We start from the raw sequence: 12735 nt of genomic DNA, 5'->3' as shown, positions 1-12735 counted from the left end.
GGAGGCAGTGGTTCGGCTACTTCGACTGCGCTCAGTACAAGTTCGCTCACCAACCAGGCAGAAGGCAGGAGGTAAAAGTCTTACTATGCCCGACTGCTATAACTGACTCTCGCTGCAATTTAATTTCAAACACAGAAGAGAGGGTAGTGCAGAACACTGCCCTCTCTTCTGGTAAATTCAACTCAATGCCTGAAACTCCTGAGAATACTGAGTTATTACTCAGCACTTTGCTACGGTTCGTTGGCTAATTTATTTTCAGACAGTGAAGTTTGTTCAGGTAAGCGCACAATATTCTCAGAAGAAATTTTATCTAGTCTTCCCAGTTTAACTAAAGCTTGATGCACCATTGCTGCTACTTCTGCTCTAGTGGCTGCTTGATTGGGAGACAAGAATTGAGGGTTAGCATCGGTAATTACCAAACCATTGGCTGTGGCAGTCGCTACCTTAGCCACGGCATATTTAGGAATTTTTTTGGCATCTTGATAAATACTTAGCACCTGTGCGGGTTTGGCTGGTTGTTTGAGATTTAACCCACTTACCAGCGCCACTAAAACTTGTACACGGGTAATTTTTTGGTTGGGTTTAAAAGTTTTGTTGGGAAACCCCTTTAAAAAACCTGTACCCACAGCGCGGTCAATTGCTGGTGTTGCCCAATATTTACCTGAGACATCTTTAAAGGGTACAGAATTTTTACTCAGTTCTGTGTCAAAAGCTTTCTGGAGAATGGCTGCAAATTCCGCGCGATTCACAGGCTGATTTGGTCTAAACGTGTAATCTGGGAAACCTTTGATAATTCCACGCGCCGAAAGTGCATTAATAAATCGAGCCGCCCAAAAATTTTTCGGCACATCATTAAAGGCAATAGGTGGTGGAATAATTGATTTTTGTTCAGCAGGGGTAACTAAGGGTAAGGGCGATGAGGTAACTGATGACTCTGGATTTTTAGACGTAGAAAAAGGTACGGTTTTTGGTGTTGAATTAAGTGGAATTACTTGGACTGGTGGCAGGATTTGAGGGGAATTTGGGCTGGGTTCGGGGACTACTTCTTTGGGAGATACAGGTGCAGCTTCAACTTGAGGATTAGTGCTTGGCTGCACCTGGGAAGCTGGAGCAGTAACGGCGGGAGTTGGTTGCGTTTGGATTGTGGAAGTTGGTGTTGGCGACAACACTATATTGAAGTTCCAGCCAGCATCTCGGCGAGAAAATGACCACCAGAGAATCCCCCCGATCGCACCGAAGGCAACTAAAATGGCAATAAATTCATCAAAGCCAAGGGCTGTTTTTTCAGATGACTTGGGGTCGGAAGGAGGTAAGTTGGTCATCGTATTTTCCCTGAAATTGCAAAGTTCCCACTCAAAAATCAACAAGCTTGGGCGATAAAAGCCGCAGCTATCTAAACAAAACCCGCACTTCGACTACGCTCAGTGACCGCATTTCGGCAAGCTCAGTGAACACGCTTCGACTTCGCTCAGTGAACACCTATGCGGGTTTACAGCTTAATTGTCAGATATCATCTCAAAGCATTTATTTCATCCTTCATACTTCATACTTCATACTTCATACTTCTAAAGCACTCTTAAAATGCTGGGAATGCTATCAATCGCTTCCAGACTGCGAATTTCTTCTAAAGCTTGGCGGAAGTCGCCTTCTTTCACATCATGGGTAACAACCACAATTTCTGCTAATCCTCCCTGAAAGCCAGTTTGCACCACAGATTCTAAACTTACACCATGATTACCAAAGCAAGTACCTAGTTTACCAATGACACCAGGGTGGTCTTTGGTGAGAAAGCGGGCGTAAAATCTGGTAACTAATTCCGAGATCGGGGTAACTTGGCAGTAATCTTCATGTCTACAAGTGAGCAGGGGATTTGGTGCGGTTGTATTACTCTTGAGGGCTGCTGTCACACTTAAAATATCTGAGGTGACAGCACTGGCTGTTGCACCTGCACCCGCACCGGGGCCAAAAAACATCACTTGGCCGATGGGTTCACCTTCTACAAGAATGGCGTTATACACACCGTTAATACTAGCCAATGGGTGAGATTTAGGTACAAAGGTGGGATGTACTCTCACAGATAACTGGGAGTGGTCATTATTTTGGTATTTAGCGATCGCTAATAATTTAATCACAAAGCCCAATTTTTCAGCGTATGTAATATCTGTCTTGCTAACTTGACGGATACCCTCACAATAAACATCTGGTAAATGAATGCGTCCACCAAAACCCAAAGATGCCAAAATCGCAATTTTATCGCCTGCATCTAAACCATCTACATCGGCTGTCGGGTCAGCTTCAGCATAACCCAAGCGTTGAGCATCAGCTAACACATCCCCAAAATCACTGCCTTCAGTTTGCATCCGGGTGAGGATATAGTTAGTCGTACCGTTAACAATGCCAATAACAGTGTGAATCCGGTTAACACTTAAAGCTTGCTTCAGGGGTTGAATCACGGGAATTCCCCCACCAACAGCCGCTTCTAACATCACATAAACCCCGGCTTCATTGGCGGCGTTGAAAATTTCTGCCCCAAATCTGGCGATCGCTGCTTTGTTAGCTGTGACGATATGTTTACCATTTTTGATTGCTTGGAGAATGAGCGATCGCGCCGGTTCCAATCCTCCCATCACCTCAACTACAATATCCACAGCCGGATCATTGACAATCGCGGCCAAATCGGTTGTGATGACTGACTCTGGTAATTCTACAGCACGGGGTTTGTCAGGCGATCGGACACCCACCCGATAAATTTCGATTTCTCCCAACAACGGATGACGGCCAACAGCATCTTGTAGTAGTTGCACCGTACCTGTACCTACAGTACCTAATCCCAATATTCCTAGCTTTACACCCACAAACTTTTCATCCATCTTAGTGCTGAGTGCTGAGTCACCGAAGTTTGCAAGGGCGGGGGAAACCCCCGCACGCAACTTCTCGCTGAGTGCTGAGTGGTTATGTATAGCAGTCGAAGTATAGGTTAGGAAATTTAAAAAGCATGAATGCTAGATATAGTAAAACTTTTACCTCCTGCCTCCTGCCTTCTGCCTCCTGCCTCCTGCCTCCTGCTATAACCACCAGAACTCTTGTTTCAGCAAGTATATATACAAAACAATTGTAGGGTGAGCATCGCCCACCCTACAGATTATCCTGCTTCAGTTATATTTTGTCAGTTGTCTTAATCTATTGACTAATGACCCTTCGGGTGAGCCAGTGAGGGAGTCGGGGAACCCGCCCAACGCACTGGCTCACCAATGACTAATGACTAATAACCAACTTAGTAAGTTTCTACGTGCCAACGACCAGCTTTCTTGATTTCTTTTTGGTAATCACTCCAGGTTACACCTTCTTTGGCAGCCGCAGCAGTTAAAGCTGCATCAATGCCATCTTCCATACCGCGTAAACCGCAGATGTATGTGTGGGTTTTTTCATTTTTAATCAATTGCCACAATTCATCAGCGTGTTCTGCTACGCGGTCTTGAATGTACATTCTGCCGCCTTGAGCATTCTTTTGTTCGCGGCTGATAGCATAAGTCAAGCGGAAGTTATCAGGATACTTCTGCTGTATTTCTTCCAACTCTTCTTTATAGAGAATGTTGGGAGTTGTTGGCACACCAAATATCAACCAAGAGAATCCTTTAAACTGATAATCTGGGTTAGCTGCTTTTTCTGCATCTTTAAACATCCGCCACAAATATGTACGCATAGGCGCAATACCTGTACCAGTTGCCATCATAATCACATTAGCTTCGGGGTCGCTGGGTAACAACATCTCTTTACCCACGGGGCCTGTAATCTTAACTTCTTCCCCAGGCTTTAAGAAACACAGATATGTAGAGCAAACACCATATACTGTTTCACCAGTTTCTGGATGCTTGTATTCCAACTGACGAACACACAATGAAACTGTCTTATCATCAACATCATCACCATGACGAGTTGAAGCTATAGAATACAGTCTGAGCTTTTCTGGCTTACCGTTTTTGTCCACACCAGGGGGAATAATCCCAATACTTTGACCTTCGATGTACTTCAAGTTACCACCAGACAGGTCAAATTTAATATGTTGAACAATACCAATTCCACCATCTCCAACCAACGGCTCATTAGAGATACACTTACCGATAAATGGAGCATTGGGACGGTAGGTATTTACGGGAACGTCAGCATGGGCTTTTTTGGCTTGTGCTTGAGTCATGGTGTTGCCTTTTGTGTCCTTACTATTGGCTTTCGCAGGTGTGGCTTGACCATTTTCCCCACTGTTAGCACTCACTGTAGGTACAGCACTGGCAAACGCGGCTTTGCCATTTGCTTGCTCTAAAATGCTTGCGGGTAGAATGCTAACAATTTTGCCGCCTAGGCGAGTGATACGTCGCATTTCTTGGTTCATGCGGTTGTAAGGCACTCTGATGAACACACTGCCACTTTTACGAATTGGGTAGTTCGTTTGATCAGTTGCTTCGTTCTGACGCAGACCCACCACTTCGTACACGAAGACGCGGCTACCTGATTCTGTGTTGGCAGCACCCTCAACAGTACCTTGATTGAACATTCTGTCTATCACTCCGATATTACTTAACCGTTTTTCAAAAACAACTATTCCCATCACTTAGCCAGATTTTAGTTTATCGGATTTTGGGATACCAAAACTAGCGCGTTGGGAAAGAGGCATCAAAAAATGATACCTTGCTAAGTACACTCGCTCCAGACAAGCAGGTATTGGAATAAACACACCTGTTCATCCTCTAAAATAGAGGATAAGTCCCTGACAGAATGTTAACCATGAGTCAATTTAATCTTTTTTTCGTGAATTATTTTTGATAAAATCACTGCTGATGACCTCAACAAACCAGAAGCAAACACTTTTGAGCAGCTACAACTAATGCTTGATAGAGGCGAATTCTACTCTGTACTACTTGGCTTTTGTTGCTGATTTCTTTATGTTTTTTTTAACAGTCCTGCTGAAAAATAAAGATAACATAAACTATGACCATGAACTTCACTGAATATCCAACTTAGATTAACTTCAATCAGTGGGAGTTCAGGTTTATATTTATACTTTAAATATTTACTCAAGATTACGATTCAGCACATCAGGCTAACTGCTCAATATCTACTCCTTCTTGCGGTAGATTTTCAAGATGAATGTTGCAAATGAGAGTTAACACCACTGACGCAACTGTAAATCTCCGAACTTGGCTTTCATCACAAAATTATACCCACTCCTACTGGGAAGATAGCTATCTCACAAAGAAGATGGGTGAAGAACAAAATTTGTGCTGTGTCGAGAAAACTTATGTTTAAATGATTAATCTGACAGTAGCACCACAAGATTCATCCTGATATCAAATCTTGTATAGGATTACCCATTCTGTTAAAATTAAGTATACCACTAGGATTAAATACTTACTAGCTGCAAAATAAGGCAATCTCAGACGAGTAACAGCCGCTAATTTGGTTGTACACCCGTCTGATAATAGTTATGTGGCTGAGTAGCAAGAACACAGGAAAAACCAATGGGGTAGACTCCTGGCTTCAAAAATCTGCTGTGTGAAAAATTATTGATTGACACATTTAGTATTTAGAGGAGATTTATGACAAGTAAGCCGGAACGCGTGGTACTAATTGGAGTAGCCGGAGACTCCGGGTGCGGCAAATCTACTTTTTTGCGTCGTTTAATAGACTTGTTTGGCGAAGAGTTTATGACAGTTATCTGTTTGGATGACTATCATTGCTTAGATCGCAAACAGCGCAAAGAAACTGGGATAACTGCACTTGACCCCAGGGCAAACAATTTTGACTTGATGTATGAGCAAATTAAAGCTCTCAAAGAAGGTCAAACCATTAATAAGCCGATTTATAACCACGAAACCGGCCTGATTGATCCCCCAGAAATAGTAGAACCAAATCACATTATTGTGGTTGAAGGTCTACATCCTTTATATGATGAACGGGTGCGATCGCTCCTTGATTTCAGCGTTTATTTTGATATCAGCGATGAAGTTAAAATTGCTTGGAAGATTCAACGCGATATGGCAGAAAGAGGCCATCGCTACGAAGATGTTTTAGCTGCTATCAACTCTCGTAAACCTGACTTTACAAAATATATCGAACCCCAAAGAGAATTCGCTGACGTAGTTCTCCAAGTACTGCCCACAAACCTCATCAAAAACGACACCGAACGCAAAGTTTTGCGGGTACGGATGTTGCAACGCGAAGGTAAAGAAGGATTCACTCCTGTTTACTTATTTGATGAAGGTTCCACCATTAACTGGACTCCTTGTGGACGCAAGCTTACCTGTTCCTATCCAGGTATGCAACTGTACTATGGTTCCGATGTTTACTATGGCCGCTATGTCTCAGTACTCGAAGTAGATGGTCAATTTGACAACCTAGAAGAAATCATCTACATCGAAAACCATCTCAGCAACACATCCACCAAGTACGAAGGTGAAATGACTCACTTGTTACTCCAACACCGTGAGTATCCTGGTTCTAACAATGGAACTGGTTTGTTCCAAGTGCTGACAGGTCTAAAAATGCGTGCCACCTACGAACGTTTAACATCAAAGGAAGCAAAACTAGCAGTTCAAGTCTAAACAAAACAGCAGTGTTTGTGTCAAATTTTTTGGGGGTGCTTCCGGGGGCATCCCCTTTTTATTTTTGTAGTGATGGGAGTGGTGAGTAGGGAGTAGTACAAAAAGGCAAAAGTAAAAGGTCAAAAGGAAAAAGAAAAAATACGGATACTACAAGCTTTTTAGCAATTCCTTATGGTCGGTTTATTTACGCCGAACTGTACTAGGACTAGGTTCAAAATGCCTCTATAAATCTCTAACCTCTAACCTGTAACCTCTAACCTTTAGTTTTCTCATCGAGGACGCTTGTGTATTTATTAATTCCTGCTGCCGGTGTCGGTAAAAGAATGGGTAGTAACCGCAATAAACTTTTTCTTGAGGTACAGTCAAAACCGATTATTGCCTGGACTTTGTTAGCGGCGGAAGCAGCAAGTTCTATTAGTTGGATAGGAATTATTTCTCAGCCTAGTGACTGGCCTGACTTTAAAAATATCATTGCTGATTTGTCGCTGACTAAACCTGTGGAATTTATCATTGGTGGTAGTACTCGGCAAGAGTCGGTTTACAACGGCTTGCAAGCGTTACCACCAGAAGCGGAACAAGTATTAATTCATGATGGTGCTAGATGTTTGGCTACACCAAATTTGCTAAATGCTTGTGCAGCAGCAATTCGCCATTGTGCTGGGTTAATTGCAGCTATACCAGTGAAAGACACGATTAAAATTGTTGATGAAACTGGCATAATTCAAAGTACGCCTGACCGACAACATTTGTGGGCTGCCCAAACTCCCCAAGGATTTAATGTCCAGTTATTGAAACAGTGCCACGCCGAAGGTATTCGTCAAGGTTGGGAAGTGACGGACGATGCAGCGTTATTTGAAAGATGTGGTATTGAAGTGCGAATTGTTCCAGGTGAGGAGACGAATTTAAAAGTTACTACTCCCCAGGATTTAGCGATCGCTGAATTTATTATCAGTCATCGGGGAGGGTGAGGGAGACAAGGGGGACAAGGGGGATTAGGAGAATATGAAGAATTGTTAAGGAAATTTTTGACTTTTGCAACAAAATCAAGTATAATCCCACACACTTGTTAATCGTCAGTTACTAGTCATCAGTTGTCAGTGACCAATGACTAATAACTATTGACTATTGACCCCTTCGGGGTTCGCCAGTCGCTCATAGGGGGAACCCCCAAGACCGCGCTGGCTCACTATTGACCATTGACTCACACCCAATGAAAACAGCCACCGCGACCAAGACAGCGACTAAAATTGAAGCAATTCTCTATTTGAAGGGTAAGCCTTTATCTCTCAGTGAAATAGCCGAATATGCAGCTTGCGATCGCGCCACTGCCCAAGAAGGCATAATCGAACTGATAGATAGTTACGCCCGAAGAGATAGCGCCTTAGAAGTTGTTGAAACCACAGATGGTTACAGCCTGCAACTAAGAACTGATTTTCAAGATTTAGTACAAACACTGATTCCGGTAGAATTGGGAGTAGGCGCATTGAGGAGTTTAGCGGCGATCGCTCTCAATAGTCCAATTTTGCAAAGCGACTTGATTAACCTCCGGGGTTCAGGTGCGTATCAGCATGTTCAAGAATTAGTCGAACTTGGTTTTGTCAAGAAACGCCGAGATAACGAATCCCGTTCTTACTCGCTACAAGTAACACCAAAATTTCATCAGTACTTCCAAATCGAACAACTCCCCCAACCATTTGACACTAAAGAACAGCAACTAGAATTAGACCTAGCTATTGAAGATGAGGTAGAAGAGGTAACAGGTTAGAGGTGACAGGTGACAGGTTAGTAGGACTTAAGGGGTATAGGGGTGTAAGGGTGTAGGTTTTAAAAACCCTTATACCCCTATACCCTTACACCCATTCTTCACATACAACCTTGGCGCTAAGTCCTGGATATAAAACCCATACCTGTGGAAAAGACGCTACCCTTGTACTATGGTTTAGAGTAGAATTAGCAACTAAGCTAAAAAAGACTGCCAATGGTGTTTGACCCTGACTTTTTGAATGACAACTCCGAGGAACACCCGAATCAACTTCTAGGCGAGAACTTTGAGGAAAATCCCAATCAGTTACTCCAGTATTTGCAGCATCAGTCGCCTGATGTGTTAGCGCGTGTCGCCCAGTCTGTCAGCCCTGAAATTAAGCAAATAATTTCCCAAAACGTCCAAGGGCTAGTGGGAATGCTACCCGCAGAAAACTTCAACGTGCAAATTACGACAGACAGAGAAAATCTGGCTGGGCTATTAGCATCAGCAATGATGACGGGGTATTTCTTACGGCAGATGGAACAAAGAATGCAGTTAGATTACTTGTCTGAGGGGCAATAGTCAATTTTAGATTTTAGATTGGTGAAAAGTCCAAAATCTAAAATCTTGGACGATTGACTATTTTTTCGGATAGACACCTGACTGCACTTTTAAAGTCTGTATTTTGCCACTGCGGTTGATTTCAAGTACGAGGATATCGCCGACTGTGCTGGATTCTACTAGCTTCTGCACTTGGGCGGCTGTTTTAACTGGTTTTGCGTTCACTTTTTGAATTATGTCACCAGGAAGCAGACCAGCCCGTTTTGCTGGCGAGTTATCTAATACGCCCTTAATCACCACGCCAGAATCTTGTTTGATGTTGAGTTTGTTTTCGAGATTAATTTGCTGCTTTTTGGTGGGGTTTAAGTCTGCCATTTCAATTCCCAAAAAAGGATGATCTACCCGCCCTTTAGTAAATAATTCTTTAGCCACACGGGCGGCGGTTTCAATTGGAATGGCAAAACCTAATCCTTGGGCATCAGCACGAATGGCGGTATTTACGCCGATAACTTCACCTTGGGCGTTTAACAATGGCCCGCCAGAATTACCAGGGTTAATAGCTGCATCAGTTTGGATGAAACTTACACGTTTATCTGGTACACCAACTTGGGCGCTGGTGCGGTCAGTGGCGCTGATAATGCCGATGGTAACAGTGTTATCTAAACCCAGAGGATTGCCAATAGCGATCGCCCATTGTCCAGGAATCAAATTTTGCGAATTGCCCAGCTTCACCGTCGGCAATTTATCACCAGGAATTTTCACAACCGCTACATCTGTAATCGTATCAATACCTATAACTTTGCCCTCAAAAGTCCGACCATCCTTGAGGGTGACTTGGACTGTATCTGTATCAGCAACTACATGGGCATTGGTCAGTAATTCACCTTTTTGACTCAAAATAAATCCTGAACCTGTGCCGCGTTCAATCCGTTCCTGGGGAATGGCTTGTTCTTCATCACCAAAAAAGCGGCGCAAGAGGGGGTTTTTTAAAGCGTCAGAGATGGGATTTGCGACTTTTCGAGTTGCATTAATGCGGACTACAGCCGGGCCGACTTTCTGCACTGCTGTAGCAATAAAATTCACATTATCTCCACCAGTCGCTCCCAAACTACCACTAGGGGCAGAGGGAGTGGCAGATTCTGGAGGTAAAGCTGCTGTTACATTTCTTAACTCTCGAAATGAGCGATTTTGCGTCAGGAGATAGCGACTACCAAATAGACCTGCACCACCACCAACCAATAGTAAAGATAAGTAAATAGCCAGTTGCTTCAAAGATAAATTCATAATAATTACGCTTAAGGACAGCAATGCAGTTGCTAATTTCTAAGTGTAGTCAAGCAATTCGTAAGTGGACAGATAAATTTAACATCAAGTTGCTTAATAAATATTAAAATTCAGAAATCGGTGATTAACAAAGAGCTTGACTGCTGGGAAAAATCATCAATATCTACCTAATAGTTATACAACTAACATTTCTGGGAAGACTAGTCTTAATTGAGCAAGATGAGATCCCTAGACGGTGATGAAATTTCCTAAGTATATCAATGGTCACTTTGATGCAACGGTGCAAATTACTGACTAGATCATTGCTAGGAAGATTGATGCTGGGGGTCGTACTTTAGTTGATCGGGTATTCGCTGTGCTGACTAATTCCCCATTGTTTTCCCAGAGTTTATGGAAGTATTTACACGCGATCGCCTGACAATTCTCAAGAACTTGTACATTCAAGGCTTGATTTTTCCCAAAAATGTACACCTTGAACGAAATATCCAACTGCTACAAAGCAAAAACTTAGCAGCAGGATTGGCTAAAATTCCTCACTTGCTTGGTTGGCTCACGGGTAAATATCCAAGTTCTTTAGAGGAGGTGAGATATGTCTATCATTAGCCTAAGAAAAATTCTGAACAAAAAAGAATTATTATCCCTGCTTCAGAACTTAGCCAATCAACTCAACAGTGCTATTCAGATTGAACTGTTAGATGGTACACCATTGCTCAGTATTGGTACGCAAACGACAAACAACCGGTATCCGATTGAGATTGCTGGAAAAAACATTGGTTGGGTAGTTGGGACAGAACAAATACATACAGTTGCAGCCTTACTGTCGCTGTTAGCCAAACAAGAAGCCGAAAAAAAAGAACTAGCGAAAGAATTACTAGAGCGATATCAGGAAATTGATTTATTTCAAGATATATCGACACAACTAACAACGAGTTTAGATACCAAACAAATTGCCCAACTCGTGCTTCAGGAAATAAGTCAATTAATTGAATCATCTGCGGGGACGATTTTATTGCTGAGTGAAGATGCCGCAACTTTAGAAGTAATTGCCCAATTTGGGAATTTATTTGAGCAGAGTCTAATTCCCTCGACCACAGGCATTATTGGTCACATTATCCAATCTGGGCGTGCAGAACTGATTAATGATGTGCAAACTGATCCACGCTTAGGAGATGAGAAAAACATTCATGGGCTGATTTGTGTTCCCCTGCGTGCCAAAGAACGGATACTAGGTGCGATCGCTCTGGGGACAAATCAAATCGACGCATATACAGCTGGACATCTGAAATTGGTGAGTATTTTTGCTTCTCAAACCGCAGTCGCCATTGAAAAAGCCGTGCTGTATGAACAAAGCACCCAAGCAACCGCCCAAGCCAAAGCCCAAACAGAAAAACTCCAGCAGGCTTTACAAGATTTACAACTGGCGCAAACCCAGTTAATTCAAAGTGAGAAAATGTCCAGTTTGGGACAACTAATAGCCGGTGTTGCCCACGAAATCAACAATCCGGTTAACTTTATTTGTGGCAACTTGCGCTGTGTTTCTGAGTATGCAGAAGACTTACTGCACTTATTACAAGAGTATCAGAAGAATTTTCCTGTGGTGTCGGCTGAGTTGGCATCAGAGGTTGAAAATATCGATGTGGAGTTTATCAGTGAGGATTTGCCCAAACTACTAGATTCTATGAAACTAGGGAGCGATCGCATTGTAGAAATTGTCAAATCCCTGAAAAACTTCTCCCGCCATGACGAAGCCCAAATCAAAACCGTCAACATCCACGACGGTATAGAAGGGACGCTGATGATTCTTCGCCATCGCCTGAAAGCGACTTCCCATCGCCCAGAAATTCAAGTGATCAAAAACTATGCCCAACTTCCCCCAACTGAGTGCTATCCCGGACAGTTAAATCAAGTGTTTATGAACATCTTGGCAAATGCCATTGATGCTTTAGAAGAATCAATTTTCCACAGTCAATTAACTCAACCTCAAATCACCATTCACACCCAAACCCTAGACCATCAGTGGATTGTGATTCGCATTGCTGACAATGGCCCAGGGATGAAAGAAGAAATCATCCAACGAATTTATGATCCCTTCTTCACCACCAAAGAAATTGGTAAAGGCACTGGCTTAGGTATGGCCATCAGCTACCAAGTCATTGTTGAGAGACACCAAGGAATTCTCCAGTGTCATTCTCAACCCGGACAAGGCACAGAATTCTGGATTCAAATTCCGATTAATTCTTTGGTAGCCCATGCTGAGAAGTATCAAGACATCACAGATTTTGCCGTGAACAGTGTTGTCCAAAAAACCAAGATATCCCCAGCAGAAGGTTTCATTTCCTCTCCAAACAATATGCTCAAATCCCATGAAATGCTGATTCGCCACAGTCAAATCATCCGGCGACTGTCACGGCAAAGTCCAGATGTCAGTACAACTTCCGCCAGTGAAATTTATCAAATTTTCCAACGTCATCCCATTGCCTTAAAGCTTTACTCCACCTTATTGTCCTGGTTTGCTTGTCCCGCCCCTACCCACAATTAGGAAACTCTCAA

At 42.9% G+C, this 12735-nt stretch carries 10 protein-coding genes; 6 read left to right on the top strand and 4 right to left on the bottom strand.

Going from position 1 to position 12735, the window contains the following annotated elements; genetic code table 11:
* Positions 1 to 230: 230 nt before the first annotated feature.
* The 3 genes from H6G28_RS21230 to cpcD/petH form a co-directional block, all read right to left on the bottom strand.
* Positions 231 to 1322 carry an S-layer homology domain-containing protein gene (locus H6G28_RS21230; RefSeq protein ID WP_190673886.1) on the bottom strand — a complete coding sequence of 364 codons (1092 nt, stop codon included), beginning with the start codon at positions 1320 to 1322 and terminating at the stop codon, positions 231 to 233.
* A gap of 243 nt (positions 1323 to 1565) precedes the next feature.
* Entirely contained in the window at positions 1566 to 2855 is a 1290-nt protein-coding gene (locus H6G28_RS21225; protein WP_190592730.1) for a homoserine dehydrogenase, read from the bottom strand.
* A 419-nt stretch (positions 2856 to 3274) separates the two neighbouring features.
* A complete protein-coding gene (gene cpcD/petH / locus H6G28_RS21220) occupies positions 3275 to 4549 on the bottom strand; it encodes a bifunctional rod-capping linker CpcD/ferredoxin--NADP reductase PetH (protein ID WP_190674048.1) in 1275 nt (424 codons plus the stop codon).
* Positions 4550 to 5591: 1042 nt separating this feature from the next.
* Here cpcD/petH and H6G28_RS21215 point away from each other — a divergent pair.
* The 4 genes from H6G28_RS21215 (at position 5592) to H6G28_RS21200 (ending at position 8922) form a co-directional block, all read left to right on the top strand.
* Complete coding sequence (locus H6G28_RS21215; RefSeq protein WP_190592726.1) at positions 5592 to 6596, top strand: phosphoribulokinase; 1005 nt, start codon at positions 5592 to 5594, stop codon at positions 6594 to 6596.
* A gap of 284 nt (positions 6597 to 6880) precedes the next feature.
* Entirely contained in the window at positions 6881 to 7564 is a 684-nt protein-coding gene (ispD, locus tag H6G28_RS21210) for a 2-C-methyl-D-erythritol 4-phosphate cytidylyltransferase (protein WP_190592761.1), read from the top strand.
* A gap of 242 nt (positions 7565 to 7806) precedes the next feature.
* Positions 7807 to 8361 carry an SMC-Scp complex subunit ScpB gene (scpB, locus tag H6G28_RS21205; RefSeq protein ID WP_190592762.1) on the top strand — a complete coding sequence of 185 codons (555 nt, stop codon included), beginning with the start codon at positions 7807 to 7809 and terminating at the stop codon, positions 8359 to 8361.
* 213 nt (positions 8362 to 8574) lie between these two features.
* A complete protein-coding gene (locus tag H6G28_RS21200; RefSeq protein ID WP_062287000.1) occupies positions 8575 to 8922 on the top strand; it encodes a DUF760 domain-containing protein in 348 nt (115 codons plus the stop codon).
* Between the two features lie 57 nt (positions 8923 to 8979).
* Here H6G28_RS21200 and H6G28_RS21195 read toward each other — a convergent pair whose 3' ends face one another.
* Positions 8980 to 10185, bottom strand: a complete 1206-nt coding sequence (locus tag H6G28_RS21195) for an HhoA/HhoB/HtrA family serine endopeptidase (protein WP_190592763.1) — start codon at positions 10183 to 10185, stop codon at positions 8980 to 8982.
* Between the two features lie 390 nt (positions 10186 to 10575).
* On the opposite strand from H6G28_RS21195, the gene H6G28_RS21190 reads away from it, so the two are divergent.
* The gene (locus H6G28_RS21190; protein ID WP_190592764.1) at positions 10576 to 10788 is read left to right on the top strand and encodes a hypothetical protein; all 213 of its coding nucleotides are present in this window, start codon (positions 10576 to 10578) and stop codon (positions 10786 to 10788) included.
* Positions 10775 to 12724 carry a sensor histidine kinase gene (locus tag H6G28_RS21185; RefSeq protein WP_190673884.1) on the top strand — a complete coding sequence of 650 codons (1950 nt, stop codon included), beginning with the start codon at positions 10775 to 10777 and terminating at the stop codon, positions 12722 to 12724. Before H6G28_RS21190 ends, H6G28_RS21185 begins: the two co-directional genes overlap by 14 nt.
* Positions 12725 to 12735: the final 11 nt, after the last annotated feature.

Source organism: Nostoc sp. FACHB-190 (genome assembly GCF_014696905.1).
Lineage (GTDB): Bacteria > Cyanobacteriota > Cyanobacteriia > Cyanobacteriales > Nostocaceae > Nostoc_B.
The sequence above is the reverse complement of the archived record's forward strand: the minus strand, read 5'-3'. Positions and strand labels throughout refer to the sequence as shown.